We start from the raw sequence: 26,011 nt of genomic DNA, 5'->3' as shown, positions 1-26,011 counted from the left end.
TGCATCCGTTGCTGCGATTGCCGAAGCGGCCACGTCCGGAGCTACCATCAGTCCAGCGGTTCAAGCGGTTCAAGCGCCTCCAGACCGTCCGGACGGCCGGATGCGCCACCGAGCTTCGTGATGTTCCAGCGCGCGTGGTCGCTCCATTCGTAGTCCATTCGATAGGAAAGCCGGGAATTGGCACGAAAAAGCGCGACGCGGAATTTCTTTCCGTCATTCGCCAGCGCGTCGCGCAGTTGCGCGCCGATGCGCATGACGCCGTCGACTAAACCGCGATGCTGCATCGTGGAGATCAACTCGATGCCGGCCGCCGTCGCGTATGAAGCGCGTACGCCGCGCTGAACATCGCTCGGCGCGTCGAAACGGACGTAAACTTCGTTCCAGCCGGGAAACGCGGATTGCATGTAGCCGATGACATGTCTGGCGAGTTCGATCACCCGTTCCGTCGCGTCGTCGTTCATCGATCTTCCTCCGTGGGCGATCCGCGGAGCGTAATCGGGCGCGGGGCGGTGCGTCAATGACTCGCGCACAAGCATGGATCGGTAACCGGCCAGGTCGTCCTGCTGGCCCCTGATCCGCCGCACCGGCACGCGATGCCGATGCGGCCGCACCTGTCGCACTTCGCGAGCCATCGCCTCGCGAAAAATCGGCATCATGTCGAACATCATCCGTCACGGAAGCCACGAAGATGCAAATCGATACCGACCTCCCCGTCATGGTGACCGGCGCAACCGGATATGTCGCGGGCTGGCTCGTGCAACGGCTGCTCGACGCAGGCCTGACGGTCCATGCGGCCGTCCGCGATCCGGACGACCCGGACAAGCTGAAGCATCTGCAGCGCATCGCGGCCGGCGCGCGCGGCACGATCCGCTATTTCCGCGCCGATCTGCTCGAACCCGGATCGTACGCGGACGCGATGGCCGGTTGCCGGATCGTGTTCCATACCGCGTCGCCGTTCACTGTCCATGTACGTGATCCGCAGAAGGAACTGGTCGATCCGGCGCTGCTCGGCACGCGCAACGTGCTCGAAACGGCAAACCGCACGCCGTCGGTCCGGCGTGTCGTGCTGACCAGCAGTTGCGCCGCCATCTACGGCGACAATGCCGATCTCGCCGCGACACCGAACGGCGTGTTCACCGAGGCCGTCTGGAACACCAGCTCGTCGCTGACTCACCAACCCTATTCGTATTCGAAGACAGTTGCCGAGCGCGAAGCGTGGAAAATCGCCGGCGGGCAAGATCGCTGGGATCTAGTGACCGTCAATCCGTCGCTCGTCATCGGGCCGGGCATCAATCCGTACGCCACGTCGGAAAGCTTCGAGATCGTGCGGCAGATGGGCAACGGCACGATGAAAATGGGCGTACCGGATCTCGGCATCGGTGCGGTCGACGTGCGCGATGTGGCCGACGCCCATCTGCGGGCGGCATTCCTGCCGGACGCAAACGGCCGCTACATCGTCTCGGGCCACGACACGAGCTTGCCGGCGATGGCGGCCACGCTGCTCGACCGGTACGGCGCCGACTACCCGATTCCGCGGCGCATCCTGCCGAAATGGCTCGTGTGGCTGTTCGGCCCGCTGGCGAACAAGGACGTGACGCGCCGCATGATCGCACGCAACGTCGGATTTCCCTGGCGTGCCGACAACAGCCGCAGCCGCAACGAACTCGACATTCATTACCGCCCGCTCGCCGAATCGATGAACGCGTTCTTTCAGCAGCTCGTCGAGACCGGGCAATTGCGGCGATGAACCGTTTCGCGATTTCATCGGGCCGGCAGGTCGTGATCGTCGACCTCGGCCGCAGCGATATCAGCTACCGGCCTGGCTGCGGTTCAACCCGAAAATGAAATCCGCTTCCACCGAAGCGCCTTTGGGCAATTGCAGCACGCCGACCGACGAACGCGTATGGACGCCCGCATCGCCGAGCACCGCATACAAGACGTCGGACGCGCCGTCGGCAACTTCGCTTTGCATCGTGAAGCCGGGTGCGCTCCGCACGTACACGGTGATGCGGGGAACCGTCGCTATCGCATCGAGCGTGCCGCAATGCTTGCGAATCAGCGACAGCGCACGCAGCGCCGATATTCCCGCCGCGCGGCGACCGTCGTCCAGCGAAACGGTTGCACCCACCACGCCGACGAAGTGCACCACTTCTCCCACCCGGGGAATCTGGCCGGCGATGTAGGCCGTACTCCCGTCGACCAGAACGGGCGTGTACTTTCCGCCGATCCTGATTTCCTCGTCCGGATCGAATCCGAATGCGGCCGCCACCTGCCGCAGCTTGTCGTCTCTGTTCATCCGTGAATTCCCCGATTCTTCCGAAAAAAGATAAAGAATAATTGAGTCTTCGGGGCGTGTCCCGAAGGATAAGCTCCGCCTCGAACGGCCAAAGAGACGTGGCCAGGCCGTTTTATGCTTCTCGACAATCATGTACGCGTTCGCCAAATGCGACACACTTTTCAGGTGTTCGAAGCAGTCTTGCGCGCCATATCGCCGGCGGAATTCGTAGTCGGAGAGAATTTCCTCATCATTTCCTATTGAAACCGCTATCATGTGTGAACACACAACCCGAAGAGCGATACATGGCAACTTACAAGGAACTGAAAGCCCAAATGGAAGCTTTGGCCGAGAAAGCCGAAGCAGCGCGCGCCGCGGAATTCCAGTCGATCGTCGATGATATCCGCGCCAAGGTCGCGGAATTCGGCATTACCGAGAAAGACATTTTCGGCGCACGTCGAGGCCGGTCGGCCAAGCAAGCGGCCGCCCCCGTGCAGGCAAAGTATCGCGACCCGAAGACCGGTGCGACCTGGTCTGGCCGCGGTCGCGCGCCCGCATGGATCAAGGATGCGAAGAATCGCAATCGATTCCTGATCCAGGAATAAGGTTCTCGACGCGCACCGGCGCGCGGGTTCAGCGCGCTGTCCGGCGATATTGGGCATCGATACCGGCGGTATTCAAAGACCGCTCCGGGTTGATGGCGATTTGCTCATTCAGCGCGTGGCGCGCCGACTGATCGGCAGATCACGTAGCGCGCCAATACTTTCTTCAGCGTTCGTAATAGACCGCAAGCCAGACGGTTTGCTCGTCTTCATGCGTCCACGCAACGCGATGGCGGCAATGCGGCTCGATCAGCACGTAATCGCCCGCGCGCATGTCGTGCCGCGTCAACCCCTCTTCGAACTCGAGCACGGCCGCCCCCGACAGCAGCACGACCCATTCGGCGCGCGAGTCGTCATACCAGAACCCGTCGGGACTCGCGTGCCCCATCGACACGATCCGCTCGACGTTCAGGCGCTGCCCCGTGACGAGGATATCGATCCGCTCGTCGCCGCCGCGCTGCCCTTCGACGCTGAACAGGTTGCCGGTTTGAAGTTGCATGGTTTGACCTCGTCGTTGGCCTTCGTTTGAAGAGAGCGGGTTCAATGGTGCAGGGAATGTTCACTTTAGTCCAACGGCAACCATTGTTTGCAAGCACGTCGATGAATGCACTCAAAAAGATGATGAATGGCCGTTAAAGCACCCGCGCCCATTCATTGCCGGGGTGGAGAGCGCCCAGGTAGTCGTTCAGTCACGCTCGTTCGCTAACCGGCAGTTTCGGTAATGCCCTGTCGAAATCCCGATGGTCTTTGGGGCGTCGATCCCTGGCCTTGAACAAAAGTGCCGCGGCCGGATTCAGATACGGGATATCGTCGGCAGTTCGCATCACCATTTCGGCACGCGATCGCTTGAACGACGGATCCCGCTTGCAGGCTCACCATTCGCGCGTTCCAGGTTCGATCATCCTATCGACCCGCCAACATTCAGCTGCACGATCGAATCCCCGAAATTGCATGACGTCGAACGGCACTTCCTGATTGTCCGGCCGTTTCTCGACAACGCCGGCGCGGGCAGTGTGGAACTCCGGATCGCTGAATGCCTGCCGGAATCCGCCGAAGTCTTCTCGCAAAATCGTGAACTCCAGATCGCCATGTTCGCGCGTCCGGGCGCCGTGCCAAAGATCGAGGGCCCATCCTCCGACGATGCACCAGCGCATTCGGATCTCGCTCAATCGTTGAGCGGGTACGGCCGGTTGCCATGCATTCCATGCGTCTTGATCGGGGATAGATATTTGAGCATTCATCCTGTCGGAATGATCTGCGCTGAACAACGTGCGGCGGATTTTCCCGGAAAAACATATGACCCCGATGGATTCAGGCAATTATGAACAATTTACGCAAGACACTAAACTTCGATACGCCGGCTGAACGATTCCATCAAGCTGTTGCGTTGACCGGTTGAATCTGCCGCCGGAAGCAGCCGACCGCGTTCGGCGTTAGCGGGCCATCTCCGTGCCCCAGCCCACGCCTTGGCCGGACATTTGGATACCCGGTCAGCGTCACGCGGCCCCTTCCGCACCCGTCAAGCCATCGTCTTCAACCACGCAAGCAGATCCGACTGCGCGCTTCCGGCCGTCACAGGTTCCGGCGTCAACAAGCAGTAGTGCGAGCCATCTTCCACGAAACCCATCGGCGCGACCAGCACACCGCTTTCCAGATCGTCGCGAACGAGATGCCAGGGGCCGATGGCAACCCCCAGCCCCGCGACGGCCGCCTGCAGACTGAAATAAAAATGGTCGAACATCTGCCGCCGCCCGCTCCCCGCCGGCCGATTCGCGGCCACCGCCCATTCCTTCCACGCGTCCGGCCTGGTCCGCGTATGCAATTGCGGAGCATCCGGCTTCAACAAGTAACCCTTGCGGCCGCTGGAAAACCACGCATCGACTTTGTCCGGCCGACAAACCGGCCCCACCCTCTCGGTGAACAGACGCTCGGCGTGATAACCCGCTGGCCACGCAAAGTCGTTGCGGCGGATAGCCATGTCGATGCCGCTGTCGAACGAAAACGGCCCGCCCGCAGCGGCCAGGTGGATATCGACGCCCGCGTATCGGGCCTGGAAGTCCGGCCAGCGCGGGATCAGCCAACGCATCAAGAGCGTGGGCTCGCACGACAGAACCCAACGCCGCGCGCGGGCGGCCTCGGTGCGCAATTCGTGCGCGGCGTGACGCATCAGCCCCAGGCCGTCATGCACCGCCTGGGCCAGCTTGCGGCCCGCGTCGGTCAGGAACACACGACGGCTGCGCCGCTGGAACAGCGCCACGCCCAGGTCATCTTCGAGCAGACGCACCGCACGGCTGACCGCGCCGTGAGTCACGCACAGTTCGTCGGCGGCACGGCTGAAATTCTCGTGACGCGCCGCCGCCTCGAAACAGCGCAGCGCCATCAGCGACGGCAGGCTTGCGCGGATTTGTTGTGAGTCAATCTCACCATTCTGGTCAGAAATCATCGCTTTTCCGGATGGAATACGGTCCTTAAGATTGTGCCATGACGACATCAATCGAAAGGAGAACACGATGACGGAACTGATAGTTGTAGTCACCATTACGCTGCTGGCCGTCATCAGCCCCGGGCCGGACTTCGCGATGGTCACGCGCAACAGCCTGATGCTGTCGCGCCGATCGGGCTTGCTCACCGCGCTGGGCATCGGGCTCGGCGTGACGGTCCACGTGAGCTATACGCTGCTGGGCGTGGGCCTGCTGATCCGCCAATCGCTGTGGCTCTTCAATGCGGTCAAGCTCGTCGGCGCGATCTACCTGATCTACCTCGGCGCGAAGATGCTCATGACGAAGACCGGCACCGGGCAACCCGACGCAAATGTGGCGCCGCTGTCCGATCTGGCGGCGCTGCGCACCGGCTTTTTGACCAATGTGCTGAATCCCAAAACCACCGTGTTCATCGTCAGCCTGTTCATGCAGGCGGTCCGGCCCGACACGCCGCTGATCGTGCAAATCGGCTACGGCGCCTTTATCGCACTGGCGCATGCCGGTTGGTTCGGCCTGGTGGCCGTCTGTTTCTCCGCCACGGCCGTCCGCGACCGCTTGCTGTCGCTGCGTCACTGGATCGACCGTACCTTCGGCGGCTTGCTCGTGGGCTTCGGCGTCGCGCTCGCCATCGCGCGTGGCGGCCGCTGATTCGCGTGTCCGGTCCGCGCTTCCAGGCGAGCGTCGGACATGTTCCGCCGATGCGTCGGATGCGAAGCGCGGCAACCTTCCTGATCTAGAATGCGCGCGCAATCGCGCGAGCTTCGTCGATCGCACGACTGCGATCGACGTTTCCGTCCGGACCGAACAACGTGCGCTCGACAACAATGCCGGCGATGTCTTTCACGCCCACGAACTTCAGCCAGGTTTCCATGTACGGGCGCTGAAGGTCGAACTCGGCGGCCGGCGTAAACGAACCCGGCGACTCGTAGCTGAGCCCGCGCGCGTAGACGACCGCCGCTTTTTTCCCGGCCAGCTTGCCGGCGAAACCCGAACCGTCGAACGTGAACAGCACGTCCTTCTGCGAGATCGCGTCGATCAGGTGCTTGAGTTTGTACGGAATACTGAAATTCCACAGCGGCACGCCGAACAGGAACTTGTCCGCTTCGTGGAACGGCGCCGCGAGCTGTTCGATCTGCTGCCACGTCGCCGCCTGTTCCGGCGTCAACGCCGTTCCGTTCAGTCCGGCGTATTTCGCGGCCAGCGCGGCTCCGTCGAACTCAGGCATCGCCAGATCCCAAATGTCGAGCTTCCGGATCTCATGATCGGGATGTGCGTGCCGGTATGCATCGAGAAATGCATTGCACACTTCGATGGACGCCGAATAAGCCTTGTTGGGTGAGCCTTCGATATAAAGCACGCGTGTCATGGAGCCTGTCCTCGCCAAGAGTGACGGCGACGCGCGGGATGCGCGGTCGCCCACTACGATTCGCAGCCTATCGAGTCGGCCTATAATTTGGAAACGCTATTAATTGATTGAATTAACCCGATCTACTGATCAATGAGCCATCCCCTCGACACGGCGCTGCTTCATACGTTTGTGGCGGTCGCCGACATGCGGAGCTTTACCGGCGCCGGTCGCAGGCTGAATCTCAGCCAATCCGCGGTCAGCGCCCAGGTCGTTCGTCTTGAAGAACAGGTCGGCCGTGCGCTGCTCGTGCGCAATACGCGCAGCGTCACGCTCACCGGGCATGGCGAGACGCTGCTCGGATACGCTCGCGCGATGCTCAACCTGAGCGAGGAAGCGCGGTCCAGGCTGGGGCCCGGCGACGCAGTCGATATCAAGCTGCGTATCGGCGCGTCGGAGGATTTCGCGGGAGGCTGGCTACCCGACGCGATGCGCCGCTACAGCGCCGCGCGGCGCGGCTTGCGGCTCGATCTGACGGTCGACATCGGCGACAGTTTGTTTCGACGGCATGCAAGCGGCGAATTCGATCTCGTGATCGGCAGCCGGTGTTCGCACGCGGGCCAGGGCACGACGTTGTGGCAGGAACCGCTCGTCTGGGCATTCGCGCGCCACGAGCCGCTTCCGGAAGGCGATGTCCCGCTCGCATGCTTTCCCGATCCGTGTCCGTACCGAGGGGCCGCCATCAAGGCGCTCGCGCTGGCCGGCATGCGCTATCGGATCGCATGCGAAAGCCCGAGCGTCACCGGCATCCTGACGTTCGCGCGCGCCGGCATCGCGATCGCTCCGGTGCCACGCAGTGCGATCGACGACACGCTTCGCGAACTGGCTGGGCCCGAAGGGTTGCCGGAATTGCCGGACACGGAATTCGTGATGATGCATGACGCCCGGATGCCGGCCGCCGTCGAATTCGCCGCGACGATTTCAGATGAAGCCGCGGTTCGCACGGGAGCAGGCAAGCGCAACCGGCCGTAGCGAGCTTCCTTCGCGCCTGATGCGCTGGCCGGTTGCGCGAACAAGCTGCCCTATAACGCCGCGCGGCAGATGGCACAGCGGGGCTGCGCTACAGGCCGGTGCGTTCCGCCAGTTTCGCGATCTTCACGATTCCGGGACTCCCCGGCCGCACCGCGGCCGCCCCCTTGACCCGCCGTGACAGCAAGCTGCGTCCGCACATTGATTCGCAATCCGATTTTTATATTTGCCTTTCGAATAGCGGACGGGATTCGCGCTCAAATCACCTCGAAACGCAACCCCGCGTGGCGAACCAGACGTTCGACGAAGCGCTCGTCGAACATCGTCGCGGGTGTCCAGAAACCGCCGCCGCGCCCGGTCTTGATACCGTCTCCGCCGCAATCCAGCGCAAGACAGATCGCGGCCTGGCCCAGCATCTTGCCGGTGGAGCCGTAACCCGGATCGCGGTCGCCGGTGACTTTCACGCGCAAGGTTCGGCCGTCGTCGGCACGGCCCAAGAAACGCAAGTCGTAGCGGCCGGCGAGTTGCGCCGTCGCGCTTGGCCCCTCACCGGGCTTCGGCAGCAGGAAGCGTTCCATCAGGCTGCGCACCGGCTTGATGACGACGCCCACCATGAACGCGCCCAGGCCGGCTACCATCGTCAGCGCGGCCAGGCGGCCCTTGAGGCCCGTGCCGGTCATGACGGCTTCGTCATAGGTGAACCGGCTGCCGTATGCATTGCCCGCAAGCGCATTGGAGCGATGCACGACACGCTCGTTGATCGCGGCCATCACGAAGGGCGCGATCCACGCGTCGAAGTCACGATCGAACTCGGCCGATCGCACCGCGTGCTGCCGCACCGTGAAGCCGTGCCCTTTCGGGCACAGCGAATAAGGATCGCGCAGTTCCCTGCGCAACGCGGGATCGGCCGCGGCTTCCCGAACGACGTTGATCACGCTCGCCACGGTACCGCCCGACGCACCGCCCTTCAGCGTTCGGACGCGCATCTTCACCTGCCCGGCCGGCATGCCCCACTGCTGCCGTGCCTGTTGCTGCAGGAAGAACACGCCCAGGTCCGACGGAACCGAATCGAACCCGCAGCAATGAACGATGCGCGCACCCGATTGCCGGGCCGCGGGTTCGTATTTTTCGATCATCCGCTTGATCCACTGCGTCTCGCCGGTGAGGTCGCAGTAGTCGGTGCCGGTTTCCGCGCAGACCCTGACCAGCGGCTCCCCGTAAAGCGCGTAGGGCCCGACGGTCGACACGACCACCCGCGTTTGTGCGCAAAGCACCCGCAACTGCGCTTCGTCGGCCGCGTCGGCGACGATGATCGGCACCGACTGCCCCGCCGCGCCGAGCGAATCCCTGACCTGCCTGAGCTTCGCTTCGGACCGCCCGGCGATGGCCCAGCGCAGCGTCTCGCCGGCGCCCGACAGGTATTCGGACAGGTGGCGGGTCAGGATCTGCCCGACAAAACTGGTGGCGCCAAATACGACGAGATCGTGCGTCGGCTCGGTCATGGACGGCTCCTTCGGCGCAGGCGTGTCGCGGACGTCCGTGCCGTTAGCGTTGTTTTCCGGGTTCATCGAAGGCCTTCAAAGGCGTCGGCAGGTTCAGGACCGATTGTGCGTCTTTTACCACGTCGACACGCATGACGGTGAAGGTGCCGATCGACCGTCGCAGGCAACACCCGAAGCCTGCTGATTCACTGCCGTCAGCAAGCACTCTAGGATTGAAGTCGACTTTAAGGTCAAGGATCCGAATAGAGGAGCAAGTCGGTCTTCGATTACCGGCTTGCCGGCAATCGCCTTGCAATCGAATCATTTGGCGGTCGTGCGACGGCCTTTGCCGCGTCTTGACACCACGCCGTGATCGCGCAGCCGGCCCATCAAACAGGAGCAGGCATCGGATATGCCATAACGAAAGCCGAACTCTCAGGCTGAAGGCCGCCTTCTCGCGCTACCGAAGGGGCACCTGGTCGAGCCCGCGAAGAAAATCGGGAACCGCTTCTCCGATCGACGCGAGGTAGCCGGCCATCGCGCCAGCGACTTTCCGCACGGCCGGACGTGCGGTCATCCGTGCTCGCCAGGCCAGCAGGCTGGGTGTCTCTGCCGTCATCGGCGCCCCTTTGCGTGCGCCGAACAACTGCGCCATGTAGAACGCGATGTCGGCGTAAGAATACGCGCCGGCCAGAAATTCCCGATCCACCAGCACGCGTTCCATGCGCCGATAGTATTCCGATGCTTCGGCGCGCGCAGCCTGCGCCGCCGGATCGTCCGGCGTCGCTTCAAGCCCCATCAGCCGGATAACGTGCGGGAAATAGATTTCGTCGCTGCAATGTTCGAGCTGACGCGCGATGGCGCGCGCCGCCGGATGCGCCGGCCATAACGCGGGATCGGGCTTCAGGTCCTCGAGATACTCGAATATCTGCGTGGAATCGAAGATCTCCAGCGTGCCGTCCATCAGCACCGGCACCTGCCGCTTCGGATTGATGCGCAGTACATCGGGATGCTTGGGGTCATAGCCGCGAAGCTGGCTGAACGGCGCCATCACCAGTTCGAAGTCGATACCCTTCTCGTGCGCCGCAATCTCGACCTTGGCGCCGAACATGCTCAGTGGTCCCGAAATTATCTTCATGGTTCGATCTTCCTTTGCTTGCTCGAATTCACTCGCGCATGTTCGAGCTTGTTCTCGATTGAACGGATCAGGCATGCCGCCAAGCATAAGCCCGATAACATGACACCTCATGTCAGGTATTTGAGGTACCGTATCGTTCATGAAAGCCAGTCGCCTGTTGTCGATCATGATGATGCTGCAAGCGCGCGGCCGGATGACCGCACCGGCGCTGGCCGAAGCATTGGAAGTGTCCGAACGCACGATCCTGCGCGATATCGACCAGCTGTCCACGGCCGGCGTACCCATCTGGGGCGATCGCGGCCGCAACGGCGGCTTTCAGTTGCGCGACGGCTGGAGTACCGATCTCACCGGGCTCACCGAGCACGAAGCGCATGCGCTGATCCTGGCGGGCTTGCCCGGGCCGGCAAGAGAACTGGGCCTCGACGGCATGGCCAGCTCCGCACGGCTGAAGATGATGGCCAGCCTGCCTCCGGGCTCGCGTGAGCAGGCCGATCGTGTCGCCAGCCGGCTGCATATCGATACCGTCGACTGGTACCGGGCGCAGGAAACGCCCGAGTTTCTGCGTGAAGTCGCCGATGCGGTGTGGGGTTCGTATCGTATCGACGTGAAATATCGGAGCTGGCATGGTGTGTCCCGCCGCGAACTCGAACCGCTTGGCCTGGTGCTCAAGGGAGGTGCCTGGTATCTGATTGCCAAGGTGGTCGGCAAGCCGGGCGCACTGACCTTCCGACTGGCAAATATCTGCGAATTCAACGCGACGCGCCGCCGTTTCAAGCGCCCGGCGCGATTCGATCTGGCGGAGCACTGGCGTGACGCGATGAGCCGGTACGAGACCGATCTCTATCGGCTGACCGCCCATATCGCCGTGTCGCCGCGCGGCGAGAACTGGCTGGCCAATGCGCGGATCAAGACCGCTCCGGTCTCGCAGGCTGCAGGCAGCGCGGAGGTGCCGTCAGGATGGAAGGAATTCCTGATGCCGATCGAATCCATCGAGCACGGCGCGCGGAAGCTGCTGGGGTACGGCGCGCATCTGAAGATCCTCGGGCCGCAGGCGCTCAAGGATCAATTCATCGAAGAGTTGTCGCAGTTGAAAGCGCTTTATCGATCAGGCAACGAATGAAGCGGTGCATTTTGCATCGATGGGGTCGCCAAGCGATGCATGATGCTGACGGTTGCCGGCGTCGCGAGACAGCCAAACGATCCGGGGTACAGCGGACGCGAACGGCCACACCGATTGGCTGAATAGCAACCAGGCGGCCGACTTCTGCGACAGAAGTGCGTCAAGGAACGGATTGACTTCGGGAACGCCAAATCGGTCGAGGCATTCGGGGGAAAAACCCTCAGGCCCCGGGGCCAGCGACAACATGACCACGGAGCTTCCTTCACCGATCGGCACTGACACGTCCGCCTACAATCGAGTCGATTTTTTCGAAAATTACATTCCTGACAAAATCGACAGTTACATTTCGTCAAAAACGAAATTCAAATCGAGGCGCAGCAAAAAAATGCCATTTCGATTACTGAACAGTCAGGATGGAATGTGATTCATCGAATGCGATTTGGCCGGCTGTTTGCCGGCGCGATCCTGCTTGCAGCCTCGATACATGTACATGCAGAAAATGCCACGGATGTTTCACCGATCTGCACGACTGTCAGCACCGAGCGAACGAAGGACGCTCTTCTGAGCCGAGGTGCTTACTGCCAGAAGTCCAGTCCACTCGAATACGTGGTCAAAGATGACCAGAACAGCGAAATCGGCCGCGTCGCCATCGACGCATATGCCTACTCTGACAATCCGTCAAACCAGCTCGCCTGGACACAGAAGTTCCGGTTCCGCACGCGCACGCTATCCGGAAGTCCGGGTGGCGTGATGATCAAACCGGTTGTCGAGTGCGGGTCAACATGCACGGTTGCACCGAATGCCGGCGTACCGCTCGCCATCGGCGGTCTGTCCAACGAAGTATCGGTGGCGATCACACCCAACATGGGTTCCGACAATCCGTTGGTCATCAGTCCGACTATCGAGTATCGCGTCGCCAAGTCGGGAGACTCGTTCGACAACGGCGCAAGTGTAAGTTCGTATGCGGGAGACGGCTACATCCCCGATATTCGTTGCGACGTCGGTCTCGCGAAGAGCGGCACGCAGGGATGCGTGTACCCGGACGCGCCAGCGATACTCCGCACAATCACCGCTACCAACCCCGATGTCGACGAATCCGCGATCCACATTCGTGATGCGCAAGCCGCTGGTCTTCGCGGGAAATTCGTGCCCAGGGGCGACGGTACGATCCTGCCGGACGAATGGGAGTCCAAACCTTTGACTCGTCTGCGTGACGCCTCCATGAGACAGAAAAATCGTGCCGAGTCGAAGAAACAATGCGTTGCAAAATACGGTTCGGTAACCGGCCAATGTACGTTCACCGGCGACCCCGATGAAACGCCGACCGACTGCGATTGTGATGAATATCCGTTCGCCTCGACGGGGCAAGGAGCGGACGGGAACGAAGTATCGGTCAAACGTATCGATGCGAGCGATAATCGACGCGCGGGTGCGTTGCTCGGCAACTTTTATCTAAACCAGCGCGTGCTCGACGGTGAAAAATTCTATGTCGATGTAGGCGGTCAACCCGCTTCGAAGCGCTGAGTCGCGACGAACGAAAATGGCTCAAGACGCCGCGGTTCGAAGCATCTTCGAACCGCGGCATACGAACGTAAAGAATCATGGACGAACACGCGAACTTCCCCGCCTGGCTGCAGCAAACCTACGAACGATGTCGACGCGCCGTCCCGGGTGCGATGCAAAGCGAAACCGTCTCGATCGAGTGCGCCATATCGCGCGTCGCGGCGGTAGATGTGATTGCTCCCGACAACGTCCCCGCCGTTCCGCTCGCCGCATTCGAAGGTTATGCGTTACGCGCGTCCGATACGGCGTCGGCAACGCGTCATACGCCTGTCGAACTCGACTCCACGCCCGGCTGGCGCATGCTCACCTCGCACACGAGTAGCCCGGCGGATCGTACGGTAGGCGCGCGGGGCACCGTCGATATCCCCGCGTATTTCCCGTTGCCGGAAAATACCGATGCGATCGCGCCGAAATCCGGTCATCAGATCACGTACCAGGGCGCCCGATCCTACCTGCGACTGGAGGCGCCGATAGTGCGCGGCAACCATGTGATTGCGCCGGGCAGCGAGTACAGGAAAGGGGACGTGCTGCTGCCGAAAGGCGAACGGATTACCGTCGAGCGCCAAGTCGCGTTGATCGCAGCGGGTGTACGGGAAATTTCCGTCACGAAGCGGCTGCGTATCGGCGTGGTCATCGTCGGATACGATTGCGCGCCGCCGGGCGCCGCAAACGCGCCTTGGCAACGACCGGACACGAGCGGACCGTATATCCGTGCCACGCTGCAACGCTGGGGATATGACGTGCCACCCGTCGAATATCTCGATCCGCCCGACATGGTGCAGCCCTCGGTCGACTTGCAGCAGAGCGAATACGCGTTCAAGGTAAAGCTCGTCGAACTTGCGCAGCGTTACGATCTGATCGTGGGAGCCGGCTTACCGGCAGTACCGCCGTTTCATTCACGGGGGCTCAATGCGCGCCCGATGTACTCGAATGACGAAACGACCGTCGAGATCCGACAGTCGCCGGCCGGCCGCTTCAATTTCGGTCGCAGCGACGATCGTTCACCGCCGAAGCGAACGACGGTCGCCCTGACGGGACCCGACGGCACGCAGCGCGGAACACGGACACTGACCTTCTACGATCAGGCGACACTCGTCAATCTACCCGGCCATACGAGCGCAGTGGCCATGTTGATGCATATGGTGGTGTCGCATGTGCTCGATTTGCTCGAGCACGCCGCAATGCCGGGACCCGCCTGGGAAGCCGGTGCGATCACGCATGATGTCGAATGCGCCGCCAATGTCAACGGAATGCATTGGGGCAATCTGTCTCACGACACCCGGGGTGAACCGCAAGTTCGCCTGTTGCCTTTCCAGGGTGATGGACCGCTCCGCGGCGTCGCTCACGCCGACGTGCTCGTCGCAATTCCCGCAGCGGAACACCCATTGCCTGCCGGCTCGTCCGTGCTGTTCCTGCGTCTTGACCGCGTACACCCCGATGCACTATCGAGCCACGCCGCAACGATAGCCGTCGACCCGGTGTCGCAGCCGTTGCCGGAGGACGACGCCCGGACTGTCACCCACGATCCCGACGTCGCGCACGACGACCTTTGCGAAATATGGAAACGGTTCGACGACGCACTCGCCATCGATTTCTCGCGCTTGCCGGGTGGCCTCAACGGACCGGCATCCAACGACGAGATCGCAGCGTTGCGGGCCGCGTTGGGAACAGCACTGCCTGACACATTCGTCGACAGCTTGCGCATTCATAACGGCCAAGCGGATCCGGGGGACGGGTTCTCCGAAAACGACGCATTGCTGAGTTCGCACGAGATCATCGCGCAATGGACTATCTGGAAAGGTCTCGTTGATGGCGGCGATTTCGACGGCGTGATGTCGGAACCGGATCCCGGCATCCGCGACGACTGGTATAACCTCAAATGGATTCCATTCACGCACGACGGCAGCGGCAATCACCTGTGCCTCGATCTCGATCCGGCAGAAGGTGGTGCTGTCGGACAAGTGATCCGGGTCTGGCATGACGATGACCGGCGCGAACGCATTGCGAAGAGTTTTCCGGAGTGGCTTGCCCGCACCGCTGCCAAGTGGAGTTCACGCTAGCACCGCAAGCGATAGATGCAAGAACGTAGCCGCTCTTGCAATTGCCCCGAAGCACGACTGCCGGATATCAAGGTCGCGATGTCACGCTACCGCGTACTCCAGTTTTCTCTACCGACACGCAGTCGTGCAGCAGTGTCGCCGCAAACAGCACTTCGGCGTCTCCGCCCTCCTCGGCATGGATCGCCGCCGCGTTCTTCCACACGCGTTGCAGATGCGACGTGTCATGGGAGCCGTCGCCATTGGCGGTGTTCCAGTGAGCCAGCAGTGCCTAGGCCAAGTCCTGAAAGGGGGTAAACGCGGGTGTCGTCACGGGCACGGGTGGTTAAAGACGGGATGCCGATTATCGCCTCAAGCGCGACAAGGCACACGATTCGCCTTCCATGCAGGCGTATGAAGCAAACCGCTACCTCCAGCGGAACCCGATTGGCTTATAGTGCCGAGTGCCCATTCGACGAGGAGATCCGCCATGAAACTGCAGGCCAACGGTCCGTTTGAAGTGAAGCTGAATCCGGAATCCCTGAGTAGCGTCGCAGAAAATACCGGGCTCGGCCGCATGTCACTCGACAAGCAATTTCACGGCGACCTGGAAGCCGTCAGCCACGGCGAGATGCTCGCGTTTCGAAGCAGCGTTCAAGGCTCCGCGGGCTACGTTGCGATGGAAACCGTGCAGGGCACGCTGGGTGGCCGCCCAGGCAGCTTTGTCCTGCAGCACAGCTCCACCATGACCCGCGGGCAGCCGAAGCAATCGATCACCGTCGTGCCCGATTCCGGGACGGCGGAATTGCTGGGGCTCTCCGGCTCGATGATCATCAACATCGACAACGGCCGGCATTCGTATACCTTCGACTACGAGTTGCCCGAATCGCCGCAGTGAATCGATACACAAAGGCGCGGCTGGACGGTAACGCGCTTCAGCGCTCTCGCACACCATAAGGAAAGCGTCGGCTTCATTCGTCAGCGCGTTACGAACGCATTCGGCATCGACAAGCCGGTTACGGTCGCGGACATCAGCACGTCATGCGACTGCGTCGTCACGCAGACGGAACTGCGCGACCGCCGCGCTCAGCCGTGAACCCTGCTCGTCGAGCGACAGCGCCACGGCCGCCGCTTCCTCGACCAGCGCGGCATTACGTTGCATCGTCTGCTCCATCTGGATGACCGCGGCGTTCACCTGCTCGATGCCCGACGACTGTTCCTCGAAGGCGTTGCTCGTTTCGCTCATGATCGCGTTCACGCGCTCGACCGCGGCGACGAGTTCGGTCATCGCCGAGCCGGCCAGCGTGACGAGGCCGCTGCCGTCTTCGACCCGGCGCGCGGAATTGCCGATCAGATCCTTGATTTCCTTCGCCGCCGACGCGCAACGCTGCGCGAGCCCGCGAACTTCCGTCGCGACGACCGCGAAACCGCGCCCCTGCTCGCCGGCACGCGCGGCTTCGACGGCAGCGTTCAACGCGAGGATGTTCGTCTGGAATGCGATGCTCTCGATCACGCCGACGATGCCGGAAATCCGCGTGGAACTGCGCGCGATCTCGGTCATCGTCTCGACCACGCGCTGCATCGCGTCGCCGCCGCGCGACGCGATGCCGGCCGCGCCCTCGACGTAAGTGCGTGCATCGCGCGCGTTGTCCGCATTCTGGCGCACGGCCGCCGTCAATTGCTCGACGCTCGCCGCCGCCTGCTGCAGCGACACGGCCTGCTGCTCGGTGCGCGCGGACAGGTCGACGTTGCCGCTCGCGATCGTGCGGACGTCGCCGACGATCGTCTCCGTACTCGCACGCACCTGGCTTACCGTGTCGACGAGGCCGTCCTGCATCCGCTTCAGCGCATTCAGCAGATACGCCATTTCGTTCGCGCCGGGAATGACCACCGTGCCGGTCAGATCGCCTTTCGAGATCTTTTCGAATTGATCGACCGCGAGATTGATCGGCTCGATGATCGCCTTCGCGAGCACGCGCTGCGCAAAGAAGCCGACGACGAGCGCAAGCACGGCGACCGCCGCCATCCCCCACACGATCCGGTGGAAATGGATGCCGGCCGCATCGTAGCGGGCCTTTTCGCGTGCGACCTGGAACGATTCGAGCGCGTCGATCGCATCCTGGTACGCGGCGAACAGCGCCGGTGGCGCGGTGCGCTGCGTGTCGAGGAAGTTGAACGCGTCGTCGCCGTCGAGCTGCGACAGCGCCTTCAGGAACACACGCTCGAGCAACGCGCGACGACGGTTCTGCAGCGTGTCGAACAGCGCCTGCTCGTCGGCGTCGCGCGCGTGCAGGCGCGTGTAGGCGTCCAGTTCGTCGTTGCTCTGCTTGAGGAGCGTGTGCAGTTGCGCGATTTCCGCCTTGGCCGGCTGGCCCGCGCTGATGATCTGCGCGACGTCGCTCATGCGTTCGCGCAGCACGAGCATCCGCTCGGAGCTGGTCTTCAGGTGCAGCAGCGACGCGGTGTCGTCGCGGTACATCGCCTCGAGCGAACCATTGCTCACGTAGAGGCCGGCGATGCATGCGCCGACCACCAGCACGAGCAGCACGGTATAGCCGGCGATGGTCGCGACGAGTCCGCCACGGATGGTGAATTGTTTTCGCATGACGTTCCCTTGCGCCGACCACGCACGGCCAGCGGCGGATGTGGATTCCGGATCACGAAAGACGAGTGCTGCGTCGCAACACGCGGCGCGTGGGCTGCGAACGAGTTAACGGCGGGGTCGGCGGGAAGGTTTTATCTGCACGCGACGCGAATCTTGACGATTGCGACAGATGGGGGCGGAAGATGCGTGCGGCGGGGCGTTAGCCGTCGAGCGACGCGGTGCTGGCGGGGCACCCGTGGGCGGATTTCGGGCAACTGCGGATGGAACACGAAACCCTCGGGTCTCGCGCCGCGTCGCAACCATCGACTATCCGTCGTTGGCCATCCTTGAACGCATCTCGTCAACCGGGAGGTTGCGCTGGTGCGTGGCAATCTGCCATGTGTTTCCCCACGGATCCGTCACCATCGCGCGCCTGTCGCCGTAGGGCATGTCGGCCGGAACTTCGAGCGAGATCGCATTCGCAGCGATCGCTCGCCGATAGGTCGAATCGGCATCCTCGACATAGACGTACAGGAACGCCGGCATCGGGTCTCGCAGGCCGTCTGCGCCGCTGATCATCACGACGGAATCGCCGATCCGGATTTCGGCAGGCAGTCCGGCGCGGAATTCGCCCTGTGCGCGAAACACCGTCCTGATGAATTCGATCAGGTTTTCCGGATCCCGGACGACGATTCGGGGCGTGACGGTATGCCATCCATCGGGCTGAAATTGGGTCATGTCGCGCTGCCTCCGATGAGATTTCCGGGAGGTATTCTCCTCCGGGTGCCGGCGGTCTGCAAAGGGCTGGTGGGGTCGATTGCGTTTGTCGACATAGATGCCTGGATCGTCGACAATTGGCTGGACGTTTTCGGCGCAAACGAGAGATCGTGAAAGACCTTCAAGCGCTCGCCGCTGTACATGCCACAACGTTTGGTTGTGGACAGAAAGTATACGGCTCAGACTACCTCGCAGTTCCGGCAACACGTACTCATCCTTGGCAGGAGAGTCATCAATGTCTGCTCGGCTAAAGGTCCACTGGGTGTGCTGGGCTACGCTCACCATATTGTTCGGCGTCGCCGTGACGGCATTCGAACTGTCCCGTGCTTCGCATAGTGTCGAACTGCCTCTGAAGCCCGGCGCCACCACCAGCTTCTCCGTATTTCGCCTGATGCGAGCCCCGCTTGCGGTCGGAATCGACTTCAAGCGCAATGGCTGGGCAGACAAACGCCCGGAGTTGGGCAACTACTCGTATAACTCGAACTCCAGGGCGAGCGGGTACTTGGAATTCAAGGACCCCGGAGAACCCGTCACGATTCGCATCACGTCCGACTCCGGCATGGACACGCTGTTCCACGCAATGCCGAAGTCGAGATATAGCGAAACCGACATGTGGCGCGCGTTGGTTGCCAGCGGAGCCAACAGCAACCCTGACCGCCTTCCGTGGCCCCCTCGCACTCATGCTCAGTCATTGCCGCGAGGAATCACCCATCTGACCATTTCAGTTGTCGATGTGGGCCCCGCAATCTTGAGCGAAAACGTTACTTTCGTCGCCGAAGCGCCGCCCTCGGGTTACGGCTGGCTGGGGTGGTTATCTTTCTGGCCGCTATTCGCGGTGCCTCTTGCCATCTATGGCGGCACACTACTTTCGCTTGGCCATTGCACGGCCGGAGCGCAAACGGCTGACACGAGCCACGGCATTTTCAGACGCACATTGTGGCGCATGGCCAAAACCGGCGCCGCGATAGCCCTCGCATATCCGTTGAGCGGAATAACCGCAGGCGCCTGGACGTTTTTTCACGATTTCCCGCGGGCTTCTCTACTAGACGCCGTTCGGATAGCAATATGGATTGGTTCATACGCTCCAATACACGGGGTGCTGCCGGACGTTGACCCTGACGGTCATTACCACTTCCCCGCCTACCCGTACGTCATACCCACCGCAATCGTGCTCATCTTTCTGTTTTTCCGGGGCTGGCGTTTATTCAAGCCGCATCGATTGCCACGGTAGCCGCCTTAGTCACCCCTGCCAATGCGGTTGACCGTAAATGGACCTGCCGATTTGCCGCCGAGCGCCCGTTTCCAAGATCGATGATCGTCCACTTCGGGTCGTTCGGAAGCGTCGCCCGGCTTGGCCCCTGCCCAACCTGCGCGCCATGCCAGGCATGGCGCGCAGCCACGCAGGGCCACATCGTTTTGCCCGCAGGACGGACCTCCTGGCGAAATAGTTACAAGATAACTGTTGACGCCGGCACTACCCGCGGTTAGTGTGTGGCCAGAAGTTCAAGAAGTTCGATTGCTGTTCATCAATTGCTCGCTCCTCAGCGGTATTCGTTGTCCTCTCCCTCCTTGATGCTTCACGCGCTCTTCAACAGAGCAAATTTTCTATTTTTTTACTCAAGGATTCTTCATGGATACCGGTATCGTCAAGTGGTTCAACGACAGCAAAGGCTTTGGCTTCATCACTCCGGACAAGGGCGGCGACGACCTGTTCGCTCACTTCTCCGAAATTCGTGCCGACGGCTTCAAGACGCTGGCTGAAAATCAGAAGGTGAGCTTCGAAACGAAGCAAGGCCCGAAGGGTCTGCAAGCGGCCAACATCAAGCCGCTGTAAAGTTTGAAGAACCCGGCCTCCCGAAACGGGCGCCGGGTTGCAGCGACACCCTCGCGGAGCGTTGTCTCCCAAAGTTGGCGCGATCGCTTTTAGCTGCATCTGTTTGTTCAGCAGCTTGCCAAGCGCCACACGCCTCGTTGCACTTCATTCTCCCCTCTGGCTGCAAGGCCCTTTTTTCGCTTTCCGACTGCTTCTGATTCGGCTCGCAATGGCTTTGAATCGGCGCATCCGTGCACATTTCGCACGGCACGCGCGCATTCGCACATCATTAAAATTAAAATGCACGACAAACGAATTCAGCAATACAACGGCTATGCCGTCCAACCCTCGGCGCATCGTTTGCCCGACGGTAGTTTTTCATCCAACCTGCTGCTCGAACGCACCGATAACTCGCGCACCGAAGGCCGCTACCAGTTCTATTCGCTCGACTACTTCACGAGTGAAGCGCAGGCGCTGCAGCACTCGGCACGCTGGGCCCGCAACTGGGTCGACACGCGCGGTTAAAGGCAACGCCCCGGTATCGGACGCCCGACGCAGATGAGCCATCTGGGCGCGCGCAACACAGCGCGCCCGAACATCACGCGCGCTCGATTCGTTACCTTCCGATTCGATCCGCGCGCTCGGCTCGAACTTTCCGGACCTTCCTTTTCGACGTCGCCGGCAACGATGCTGCTGCGCACCTGCCCCGGAAAACCGACCTAAAGAACGCGCTCAAGCGCGTCGGCGAACCTGGCAACCGCACCGTCGACATCATGCAGTTTTTCCAGGCCGAACAATCCGATGCGGAAGGTCTTGAAGTCTTCAGGCTCGTCGCATTGCAGCGGAACGCCGGCCGCGATCTGCAAGCCGACATCGGCGAATTTCTTGCCGGATCGAATGCCGTCGTCGTCCGTGTAGCAGACCACGACGCCCGGCGCCTCAAAACCTTCAGCCGCCACGCTCCTGAAACCCTTGTCGGCCAGCAGCGCACGAATGCGCTTGCCGAGTTCGAGCTGTTCCGCCCTCACCTTGTCGAAGCCGTACGCGTCGGTTTCCTTTATCACGTCGCGCAGCGTCGCGAGACTGTCCGTGGGCATCGTCGCGTGATACGCGAACCCGCCGCTCTCGTACGCTTCCATGATCTGCAGCCATTTGCGAAGATCGCACGCGAAGCTGGTGCTGGTCGTCGCATCGATTCTTTCGCGGGCGAGCGGGCTGAGCATGACCAGTGCGCAGCAGGGTGACGCGCTCCAGCCCTTTTGCGGCGCGCTGATCAGCACATCGACGCCGCTGGCCTGCATGTCGACCCAGACCGTACCGGACGCGATGCAATCCAGTACGAACATGCCGCCGACGGCATGCACGGCGTCGGACACCGCGCGCAAATACGCATCGGGCAACATCATCCCGGACGCGGTTTCGACATGCGGCGCAAAGACCAGATCCGGCTTGTGCTCCCTGATCGCGGCGACCACTTCGTCGATCGGGGCCGGTGCATAAGCGGCCTGCCTGCCCTGTTCGACCGGGCGCGCCTTCAGCACCGTCGTTTCGGACGGAATGCTGCCCATGTCGAAAATCTGCGACCAGCGGAAACTGAACCAGCCATTGCGGATGACCAGACACTTCTTGTTCGTCGCGAACTGCCGGGCGACGGCCTCCATGCCGAACGTCCCGCTGCCCGGGACGACGACGACCGACTTCGCGTTGTAGACCTTTTTGAGGGAAGCGGAAATGTCGCGCAGAACGCCCTGAAAGAGCTGCGACATATGATTGATCGATCGGTCGGTGTAGACCACGGAATATTCGAGGAGCCCGTCGCGGTCGACATCGGGAAGTAAGCCTGGCATGGTCGTCTCCGGTAAAAGATGAACAATGGCGTCGGGGCAAGCAGTATCCGTGACCGGGTACCGCTGCACCGATGCAAGTTCGTTTTTTTCTCGATGAAAGCCGATTCTAACGAAGGCCGCCCGCAACTTGGCGCATATTTTGCCCGCTCTCCGGCACACGCATGACGTTGCGCGGCCACCGGCCAGAACGAAGCGCCGGCGGCAAACCGGTCGTGCGGTCACGACGCGAGGCTACGCGCTGACGGCCCCCGTCTCGTCATAAGACACGATACTCAACCCTTCCGTCGCATCCGGCGCGGCGAAGTACCGTGTGATCTGCTCGAACTCGGCCTCCGACGCCTGGAACGGATGCTCCCCTCGCGCATTGCGCACACGCAGACGCGCCTTGCAAACCGCATCGCCGACATCGAGGTAATGCAGTCGATGGTCGCAGCCGGCGGCCTGCGAAACGGCGCGCCCCCATGCGCGCGCGGCGACGGTATTGAACGGAAGATCGAGGACCACCAAGACGCCGGCCTGCAGCAAAGCGCGGACGTGATCGCCAATTAGATCCTTGATGCGCTTCGCATATCGGACATAGTCGTCGATCGACAGAATCTCGCCCGGATAAAGGCGAGCCAGCCAATCGTCTTCGCTGATCGATATGGTCTGCTCGGCACTTGCGAGCTTCGCGGTCAGCGTCGATTTTCCGGATGCGATCTTGCCGCATACCATGTGGAGCAATACCGCGTCGTTCGATGCGGTCGCGTGACGCGTCGTTTCAGTCTGCATTTCCAGGCACTCCATCGATTGCCCAGAAAGCAAAAACCCGCCTTCCGGGCGGGTTGTGATCGCATGCTTTCAGTCGATGGCTACCCCGCCGGCAAAAGTGCGGCGCAAATAATCGAACGGGTATGCGATCGGTTCATGCGCACCAGCATAGCCAACTGCCCGACCGCGGGCAAGCGGGTTCGAGGCCACGGCCGCGCGACAACGCGACCACGCCCTTCCTCCAATGCGTCCGCGTCACGCCGCGTCATCGCCCTGCTTCGGAAACACCCCCTTGCTCATCGCATCAAGTTGCCGGACGATCTCCGAACGCAATTCGGCCGACACCTCGACACTGTCGAGCAGTTCCGAAATCCACAGTCCGTCGGCCGCGAGCCGACAGATCATCAGCGTCGCCGCCCGCTCCAGCGGCACGGGATCGGGCCGCGTCCATTCCCGCATCGGCACCGACCATCGCGCGCGCGTTTCCTGCTCGGTAATCATCGACGCGACCAGCACGCGCAGCACATCGATACTCGCCGCCGGATTGGCCGCATCGAGCACCGCATGCAGATAGGCCCGCGCCGCCGCGCCGTCGCCGCTGCCATCGGCAGCCACCCGCGCGGCCATCTGCGCGGCGAATCGCTCCGTCGCCTGCCCGAACAGCGCATCCAGCAGCCCCTGCTTGTTCGCAAAGTGATACTGCAGCGCGCCTTTCGTCACGCCGGCACGCTCGGCCACCGCGTCGAGCGTCAACGCGGCCACGCCGTGATGCGTCGCAATCTCGGATGCAGCCGCCAGCAATTGCGCGCGCACCTGGTCGGGCGCTTTTTTCCGCCGCACGCCGGCAGCAGCAACAGCCACCGGCGTCGATGATCCTTCGGACGCTCGTGCGGCGGCCGTTCCAGCCGGTTCGACAGGCACGGACACGTCGTGCGGCGCGGGTTCAAGGCGTTTTCTCATGGTGCGGATGTTAGCACCCGAGGGTCTCGATATAAACATTCCGGCTGGATGGTATGATCCGCCGCATGAACACACCCACCCCATCCCCCTGGTCCGCGCTCGACACCGCCATCGCCCGTGGACGCGACGCGCTCGTGCGCCTTCAGCAGCCCGACGGCAGCTGGTGTTTCGAACTCGAATCCGACGCGACGATCACCGCGGAATACATCCTGATGATGCATTTCATGGACAAGATCGACGACGTCCGCCAGGAGAAGATGGCGCGCTACCTGCGCGCGAACCAGCGGCTCGACACGCATGGCGGATGGGCGCTGTACGTCGACGGCGCGCCGGACGTGTCGTGCAGCGTGAAGGCGTATTTCGCGCTGAAGGCGGCCGGCGACAGCGAACACGCGCCGCACATGGTCCGTGCGCGCGACGCGATCCTGAAGCTCGGCGGCGCGGCGCGTTCGAACGTGTTCACGCGCATCCTGCTCGCGACGTTCGGCCAGGTGCCGTGGCGCGCGGCGCCGTTCATGCCGATCGAATTCGTGCTGTTCCCGAAGTGGGTGCCGATCTCGATGTACAAGGTCGCGTACTGGGCGCGCACGACGATGGTGCCGCTGCTCGTGCTGTGCTCGCTGAAGGCGCGTGCCCGCAATCCGCGCAACGTGTCGATCCGCGAGCTGTTCGTCACGCCGCCGGACGAAGAACGTCACTACTTCCCGCCCGCGCGCGGCATGCGCAAGCTGTTCCTCGCGCTCGACCGCACGGTCCGCCATATCGAGCCGCTGATGCCGAAGCGCCTGCGCCAGCGCGCGATCCGCCATGCAGAGGCATGGTGCGCGGAACGCATGAACGGCGAGGACGGGCTCGGCGGCATCTTCCCGCCGATCGTGTACAGCTACCAGATGATGGAAGTGCTCGGGTATCCGGACGATCATCCGTTGCGACGCGATTGCGAAAACGCGCTGGAAAAGCTGCTGGTCGCGCGGCCGGACGGCAGCGTGTACTGCCAGCCGTGCCTGTCGCCGGTGTGGGACACCGCATGGAGCACGATGGCGCTCGAACAGGCGCGCGGCGTGGCGGCGCCGGAAGCCGTCGAGCCGGCCGGCGCGCTGCGCGAACTCGACGAACGTATCGCGCGCGCGTACGACTGGCTGGCCGAGCGCCAGGTGAACGACCTGCGCGGCGACTGGATCGAGAACGCGCCGGCCGATACGGAGCCGGGCGGATGGGCATTCCAGTACGCGAACCCGTACTACCCCGACATCGACGACAGCGCACTCGTCACCGCGATGCTCGATCGCCGCGGCCGCGCGCATCGCAACGCGGACGGCACGAACCCGTATGCGCCGCGCGTCGCGCGCGCGCTCGACTGGATGCGCGGGCTGCAGTCGCGCAACGGCGGCTTCGCGGCCTTCGACGCCGACTGCGATCGCATGTACCTGAACGCGATCCCGTTCGCCGATCACGGCGCGTTGCTCGATCCGCCGACCGAAGATGTGTCGGGTCGCGTGCTGCTGTGCTTCGGCGTCACGAAACGCGCGGACGACCACGCGTCGCTCGCGCGCTGCATCGACTACGTGAAGCGCACGCAGCAGCCCGACGGCAGCTGGTGGGGCCGCTGGGGCACGAACTACCTGTACGGCACTTGGAGCGTACTGGCCGGCCTCGCACTCGCCGGCGAGGACAAGTCGCAGCCGTACATCGCCCGCGCGCTCGACTGGCTGCGCGCACGGCAGCATGCGGACGGCGGCTGGGGCGAAACGAACGACAGCTACATCGACCCGAAGCTCGCCGGCACGAATTCCGGCGAGAGCACGTCGAACTGCACCGCGTGGGCGCTGCTCGCGCAGATGGCGTTCGGCGATGGCGAATCCGATTCGGTGAAGCGCGGCATCGCATATCTGCAGTCGGTGCAGCAGGACGACGGCTTCTGGTGGCACCGCTCGCACAATGCGCCGGGCTTTCCGCGCATCTTCTATCTGAAGTATCACGGCTATACCGCGTACTTCCCGCTGTGGGCGCTCGCGCGTTATCGGCGGCTTGCGGGCGCCGCGGCGTCGCCGGGCTCGGCCGCGCGCGGTGCGATGGCAGTGGAGGCAACCGACACGGCAGTCGCCTGAGCGACGACGCGCTCGACAGAATGCAGCGCTCGTACGAGATCGCGCAACTCGTGAACCGGCTCCGGCAACCACTGAAATCCGGCAACCGACCGGGCCGGCCCAT

The 26,011-nt window shown here is 62.5% G+C and carries 26 protein-coding genes and 1 pseudogene; 12 read left to right on the top strand and 15 right to left on the bottom strand.

Annotation, left to right across the window (positions count from 1 at the left end):
• Positions 1 to 47: 47 nt before the first annotated feature.
• Entirely contained in the window at positions 48 to 665 is a 618-nt protein-coding gene (locus OEJ37_RS08655; protein ID WP_263344000.1) for a hypothetical protein, read from the bottom strand.
• A 23-nt stretch (positions 666 to 688) separates the two neighbouring features.
• Between OEJ37_RS08655 and OEJ37_RS08650 the strand changes: the two genes are divergently transcribed.
• Positions 689 to 1,747, top strand: coding sequence for an NAD-dependent epimerase/dehydratase family protein (locus OEJ37_RS08650; protein WP_263343999.1), 1,059 nt, complete (start codon positions 689 to 691; stop codon positions 1,745 to 1,747).
• A 60-nt stretch (positions 1,748 to 1,807) separates the two neighbouring features.
• On the opposite strand, the gene OEJ37_RS08645 is transcribed toward OEJ37_RS08650, so the two are convergent.
• The gene (locus OEJ37_RS08645; protein ID WP_174417250.1) at positions 1,808 to 2,296 is read right to left on the bottom strand and encodes a RidA family protein; all 489 of its coding nucleotides are present in this window, start codon (positions 2,294 to 2,296) and stop codon (positions 1,808 to 1,810) included.
• 284 nt (positions 2,297 to 2,580) lie between these two features.
• On the opposite strand from OEJ37_RS08645, the gene OEJ37_RS08640 reads away from it, so the two are divergent.
• Positions 2,581 to 2,880 (top strand): H-NS family nucleoid-associated regulatory protein, encoded by a 300-nt coding sequence (locus OEJ37_RS08640; protein ID WP_175919963.1) that lies wholly within the window; start codon positions 2,581 to 2,583, stop codon positions 2,878 to 2,880.
• Between the two features lie 163 nt (positions 2,881 to 3,043).
• Here the strand turns inward: OEJ37_RS08640 and OEJ37_RS08635 are convergent, their stop codons facing one another.
• The 3 genes from OEJ37_RS08635 to OEJ37_RS08625 all read right to left on the bottom strand — a co-directional run bounded on the left by OEJ37_RS08635 (position 3,044) and on the right by OEJ37_RS08625 (position 5,320).
• The gene (locus tag OEJ37_RS08635; RefSeq protein WP_175919962.1) at positions 3,044 to 3,376 is read right to left on the bottom strand and encodes a cupin domain-containing protein; all 333 of its coding nucleotides are present in this window, start codon (positions 3,374 to 3,376) and stop codon (positions 3,044 to 3,046) included.
• Between the two features lie 373 nt (positions 3,377 to 3,749).
• The gene (locus tag OEJ37_RS35070) at positions 3,750 to 4,031 is read right to left on the bottom strand and encodes a nucleotidyltransferase domain-containing protein (RefSeq protein WP_411859249.1); all 282 of its coding nucleotides are present in this window, start codon (positions 4,029 to 4,031) and stop codon (positions 3,750 to 3,752) included.
• A gap of 365 nt (positions 4,032 to 4,396) precedes the next feature.
• A complete protein-coding gene (locus tag OEJ37_RS08625; RefSeq protein ID WP_263343997.1) occupies positions 4,397 to 5,320 on the bottom strand; it encodes a LysR family transcriptional regulator in 924 nt (307 codons plus the stop codon).
• 67 nt (positions 5,321 to 5,387) lie between these two features.
• Between OEJ37_RS08625 and OEJ37_RS08620 the strand changes: the two genes are divergently transcribed.
• Entirely contained in the window at positions 5,388 to 6,005 is a 618-nt protein-coding gene (locus tag OEJ37_RS08620; RefSeq protein ID WP_263343995.1) for a LysE family translocator, read from the top strand.
• Between the two features lie 85 nt (positions 6,006 to 6,090).
• Here the strand turns inward: OEJ37_RS08620 and OEJ37_RS08615 are convergent, their stop codons facing one another.
• Complete coding sequence (locus tag OEJ37_RS08615; RefSeq protein ID WP_263344159.1) at positions 6,091 to 6,723, bottom strand: FMN-dependent NADH-azoreductase; 633 nt, start codon at positions 6,721 to 6,723, stop codon at positions 6,091 to 6,093.
• 132 nt (positions 6,724 to 6,855) lie between these two features.
• Between OEJ37_RS08615 and OEJ37_RS08610 the strand changes: the two genes are divergently transcribed.
• On the top strand, positions 6,856 to 7,734 hold the full coding sequence (locus tag OEJ37_RS08610; RefSeq protein ID WP_175945294.1) for a LysR substrate-binding domain-containing protein: 879 nt from the start codon (positions 6,856 to 6,858) through the stop codon (positions 7,732 to 7,734).
• A gap of 254 nt (positions 7,735 to 7,988) precedes the next feature.
• On the opposite strand, the gene OEJ37_RS08605 is transcribed toward OEJ37_RS08610, so the two are convergent.
• The 3 genes and pseudogenes from OEJ37_RS08605 to OEJ37_RS08600 all read right to left on the bottom strand — a co-directional run bounded on the left by OEJ37_RS08605 (position 7,989) and on the right by OEJ37_RS08600 (position 10,350).
• Complete coding sequence (locus OEJ37_RS08605) at positions 7,989 to 9,233, bottom strand: saccharopine dehydrogenase family protein (RefSeq protein ID WP_263343992.1); 1,245 nt, start codon at positions 9,231 to 9,233, stop codon at positions 7,989 to 7,991.
• Positions 9,234 to 9,276: 43 nt separating this feature from the next.
• Positions 9,277 to 9,384 (bottom strand): annotated as a pseudogene (locus tag OEJ37_RS35065) (acetoacetate decarboxylase); the annotation flags it as partial.
• A 288-nt stretch (positions 9,385 to 9,672) separates the two neighbouring features.
• Positions 9,673 to 10,350: a glutathione S-transferase family protein gene (locus tag OEJ37_RS08600; RefSeq protein ID WP_263344158.1), complete on the bottom strand. Its 678-nt coding sequence runs from the start codon at positions 10,348 to 10,350 to the stop codon at positions 9,673 to 9,675.
• A 139-nt stretch (positions 10,351 to 10,489) separates the two neighbouring features.
• On the opposite strand from OEJ37_RS08600, the gene OEJ37_RS08595 reads away from it, so the two are divergent.
• The gene (locus OEJ37_RS08595) at positions 10,490 to 11,470 is read left to right on the top strand and encodes a helix-turn-helix transcriptional regulator (RefSeq protein WP_174417190.1); all 981 of its coding nucleotides are present in this window, start codon (positions 10,490 to 10,492) and stop codon (positions 11,468 to 11,470) included.
• Here OEJ37_RS08595 and OEJ37_RS08590 read toward each other — a convergent pair.
• Positions 11,456 to 11,716 carry a hypothetical protein gene (locus tag OEJ37_RS08590; protein ID WP_174417191.1) on the bottom strand — a complete coding sequence of 87 codons (261 nt, stop codon included), beginning with the start codon at positions 11,714 to 11,716 and terminating at the stop codon, positions 11,456 to 11,458. The genes OEJ37_RS08595 and OEJ37_RS08590 overlap by 15 nt on opposite strands.
• A gap of 174 nt (positions 11,717 to 11,890) precedes the next feature.
• On the opposite strand from OEJ37_RS08590, the gene OEJ37_RS08585 reads away from it, so the two are divergent.
• From OEJ37_RS08585 to OEJ37_RS08570, 3 genes are all read left to right on the top strand, one after another.
• Positions 11,891 to 12,994 carry a NucA/NucB deoxyribonuclease domain-containing protein gene (locus OEJ37_RS08585; RefSeq protein ID WP_263343988.1) on the top strand — a complete coding sequence of 368 codons (1,104 nt, stop codon included), beginning with the start codon at positions 11,891 to 11,893 and terminating at the stop codon, positions 12,992 to 12,994.
• 77 nt (positions 12,995 to 13,071) lie between these two features.
• Positions 13,072 to 15,093, top strand: coding sequence for an SMI1/KNR4 family protein (locus OEJ37_RS08580; protein ID WP_263343986.1), 2,022 nt, complete (start codon positions 13,072 to 13,074; stop codon positions 15,091 to 15,093).
• 466 nt (positions 15,094 to 15,559) lie between these two features.
• Positions 15,560 to 15,967 carry a DUF3224 domain-containing protein gene (locus OEJ37_RS08570; RefSeq protein ID WP_263343984.1) on the top strand — a complete coding sequence of 136 codons (408 nt, stop codon included), beginning with the start codon at positions 15,560 to 15,562 and terminating at the stop codon, positions 15,965 to 15,967.
• Positions 15,968 to 16,108: 141 nt separating this feature from the next.
• Here OEJ37_RS08570 and OEJ37_RS08565 read toward each other — a convergent pair whose 3' ends face one another.
• Together OEJ37_RS08565 and OEJ37_RS08560 are read right to left on the bottom strand one after the other, a co-directional pair.
• A complete protein-coding gene (locus tag OEJ37_RS08565) occupies positions 16,109 to 17,674 on the bottom strand; it encodes a methyl-accepting chemotaxis protein (RefSeq protein WP_152856060.1) in 1,566 nt (521 codons plus the stop codon).
• A gap of 306 nt (positions 17,675 to 17,980) precedes the next feature.
• Complete coding sequence (locus OEJ37_RS08560) at positions 17,981 to 18,637, bottom strand: VOC family protein (RefSeq protein ID WP_263343983.1); 657 nt, start codon at positions 18,635 to 18,637, stop codon at positions 17,981 to 17,983.
• A gap of 28 nt (positions 18,638 to 18,665) precedes the next feature.
• On the opposite strand from OEJ37_RS08560, the gene OEJ37_RS08555 reads away from it, so the two are divergent.
• The 3 genes from OEJ37_RS08555 to OEJ37_RS08545 all read left to right on the top strand — a co-directional run bounded on the left by OEJ37_RS08555 (position 18,666) and on the right by OEJ37_RS08545 (position 20,768).
• Positions 18,666 to 19,661, top strand: coding sequence for a hypothetical protein (locus OEJ37_RS08555; protein ID WP_263343981.1), 996 nt, complete (start codon positions 18,666 to 18,668; stop codon positions 19,659 to 19,661).
• 399 nt (positions 19,662 to 20,060) lie between these two features.
• Positions 20,061 to 20,264, top strand: coding sequence for a cold-shock protein (locus OEJ37_RS08550; protein WP_011549079.1), 204 nt, complete (start codon positions 20,061 to 20,063; stop codon positions 20,262 to 20,264).
• A gap of 279 nt (positions 20,265 to 20,543) precedes the next feature.
• Positions 20,544 to 20,768 carry a hypothetical protein gene (locus OEJ37_RS08545; RefSeq protein ID WP_263343977.1) on the top strand — a complete coding sequence of 75 codons (225 nt, stop codon included), beginning with the start codon at positions 20,544 to 20,546 and terminating at the stop codon, positions 20,766 to 20,768.
• 194 nt (positions 20,769 to 20,962) lie between these two features.
• On the opposite strand, the gene OEJ37_RS08540 is transcribed toward OEJ37_RS08545, so the two are convergent.
• The 3 genes from OEJ37_RS08540 to OEJ37_RS08530 all read right to left on the bottom strand — a co-directional run bounded on the left by OEJ37_RS08540 (position 20,963) and on the right by OEJ37_RS08530 (position 23,800).
• Entirely contained in the window at positions 20,963 to 22,090 is a 1,128-nt protein-coding gene (locus tag OEJ37_RS08540) for an aminotransferase class V-fold PLP-dependent enzyme (protein ID WP_263344157.1), read from the bottom strand.
• A 231-nt stretch (positions 22,091 to 22,321) separates the two neighbouring features.
• Positions 22,322 to 22,861, bottom strand: a complete 540-nt coding sequence (locus tag OEJ37_RS08535; protein ID WP_263343975.1) for an AAA family ATPase — start codon at positions 22,859 to 22,861, stop codon at positions 22,322 to 22,324.
• A gap of 234 nt (positions 22,862 to 23,095) precedes the next feature.
• A complete protein-coding gene (locus tag OEJ37_RS08530; RefSeq protein ID WP_263344156.1) occupies positions 23,096 to 23,800 on the bottom strand; it encodes a TetR/AcrR family transcriptional regulator in 705 nt (234 codons plus the stop codon).
• Between the two features lie 53 nt (positions 23,801 to 23,853).
• Here OEJ37_RS08530 and shc point away from each other — a divergent pair, with 53 nt between their 5' ends.
• Positions 23,854 to 25,908 carry a squalene--hopene cyclase gene (gene shc, locus OEJ37_RS08525; RefSeq protein WP_263343973.1) on the top strand — a complete coding sequence of 685 codons (2,055 nt, stop codon included), beginning with the start codon at positions 23,854 to 23,856 and terminating at the stop codon, positions 25,906 to 25,908.
• Positions 25,909 to 26,011: the final 103 nt, after the last annotated feature.

The sequence above is a fragment of the Burkholderia sp. BKH01 genome, from assembly GCF_025685725.1.
GTDB lineage: Bacteria > Pseudomonadota > Gammaproteobacteria > Burkholderiales > Burkholderiaceae > Burkholderia > Burkholderia pyrrocinia_C.
The sequence above is the reverse complement of the archived record's forward strand: the minus strand, read 5'-3'. Positions and strand labels throughout refer to the sequence as shown.

Bases quoted from the DNA above. Each gene is read 5' to 3' on its own strand.
- OEJ37_RS08590 (WP_174417191.1), bottom strand. From the start codon at position 11,716: ATGTTGTCGCTGGCCCCGGGGCCTGAGGGTTTTTCCCCCGAATGCCTC.
- OEJ37_RS08570 (WP_263343984.1), top strand. From the start codon at position 15,560: ATGAAACTGCAGGCCAACGGTCCGTTTGAAGTGAAGCTGAATCCGGAA.
- OEJ37_RS08610 (WP_175945294.1), top strand. From the start codon at position 6,856: ATGAGCCATCCCCTCGACACGGCGCTGCTTCATACGTTTGTGGCGGTC.
- OEJ37_RS08625 (WP_263343997.1), bottom strand. From the start codon at position 5,320: ATGATTTCTGACCAGAATGGTGAGATTGACTCACAACAAATCCGCGCA.
- OEJ37_RS08640 (WP_175919963.1), top strand. From the start codon at position 2,581: ATGGCAACTTACAAGGAACTGAAAGCCCAAATGGAAGCTTTGGCCGAG.
- OEJ37_RS08595 (WP_174417190.1), top strand. From the start codon at position 10,490: ATGAAAGCCAGTCGCCTGTTGTCGATCATGATGATGCTGCAAGCGCGC.
- OEJ37_RS08555 (WP_263343981.1), top strand. From the start codon at position 18,666: ATGTCTGCTCGGCTAAAGGTCCACTGGGTGTGCTGGGCTACGCTCACC.
- OEJ37_RS08540 (WP_263344157.1), bottom strand. From the start codon at position 22,090: ATGCCAGGCTTACTTCCCGATGTCGACCGCGACGGGCTCCTCGAATAT.
- OEJ37_RS08650 (WP_263343999.1), top strand. From the start codon at position 689: ATGCAAATCGATACCGACCTCCCCGTCATGGTGACCGGCGCAACCGGA.
- OEJ37_RS08600 (WP_263344158.1), bottom strand. From the start codon at position 10,350: ATGAAGATAATTTCGGGACCACTGAGCATGTTCGGCGCCAAGGTCGAG.
- OEJ37_RS35070 (WP_411859249.1), bottom strand. From the start codon at position 4,031: ATGCGCTGGTGCATCGTCGGAGGATGGGCCCTCGATCTTTGGCACGGC.
- OEJ37_RS08535 (WP_263343975.1), bottom strand. From the start codon at position 22,861: ATGCAGACTGAAACGACGCGTCACGCGACCGCATCGAACGACGCGGTA.
- OEJ37_RS08580 (WP_263343986.1), top strand. From the start codon at position 13,072: ATGGACGAACACGCGAACTTCCCCGCCTGGCTGCAGCAAACCTACGAA.
- OEJ37_RS08615 (WP_263344159.1), bottom strand. From the start codon at position 6,723: ATGACACGCGTGCTTTATATCGAAGGCTCACCCAACAAGGCTTATTCG.
- shc (WP_263343973.1), top strand. From the start codon at position 23,854: ATGATCCGCCGCATGAACACACCCACCCCATCCCCCTGGTCCGCGCTC.
- OEJ37_RS08635 (WP_175919962.1), bottom strand. From the start codon at position 3,376: ATGCAACTTCAAACCGGCAACCTGTTCAGCGTCGAAGGGCAGCGCGGC.
- OEJ37_RS08565 (WP_152856060.1), bottom strand. From the start codon at position 17,674: ATGCGAAAACAATTCACCATCCGTGGCGGACTCGTCGCGACCATCGCC.
- OEJ37_RS08545 (WP_263343977.1), top strand. From the start codon at position 20,544: ATGCACGACAAACGAATTCAGCAATACAACGGCTATGCCGTCCAACCC.
- OEJ37_RS08530 (WP_263344156.1), bottom strand. From the start codon at position 23,800: ATGAGAAAACGCCTTGAACCCGCGCCGCACGACGTGTCCGTGCCTGTC.
- OEJ37_RS08655 (WP_263344000.1), bottom strand. From the start codon at position 665: ATGTTCGACATGATGCCGATTTTTCGCGAGGCGATGGCTCGCGAAGTG.
- OEJ37_RS08605 (WP_263343992.1), bottom strand. From the start codon at position 9,233: ATGACCGAGCCGACGCACGATCTCGTCGTATTTGGCGCCACCAGTTTT.
- OEJ37_RS08620 (WP_263343995.1), top strand. From the start codon at position 5,388: ATGACGGAACTGATAGTTGTAGTCACCATTACGCTGCTGGCCGTCATC.
- OEJ37_RS08645 (WP_174417250.1), bottom strand. From the start codon at position 2,296: ATGAACAGAGACGACAAGCTGCGGCAGGTGGCGGCCGCATTCGGATTC.
- OEJ37_RS08550 (WP_011549079.1), top strand. From the start codon at position 20,061: ATGGATACCGGTATCGTCAAGTGGTTCAACGACAGCAAAGGCTTTGGC.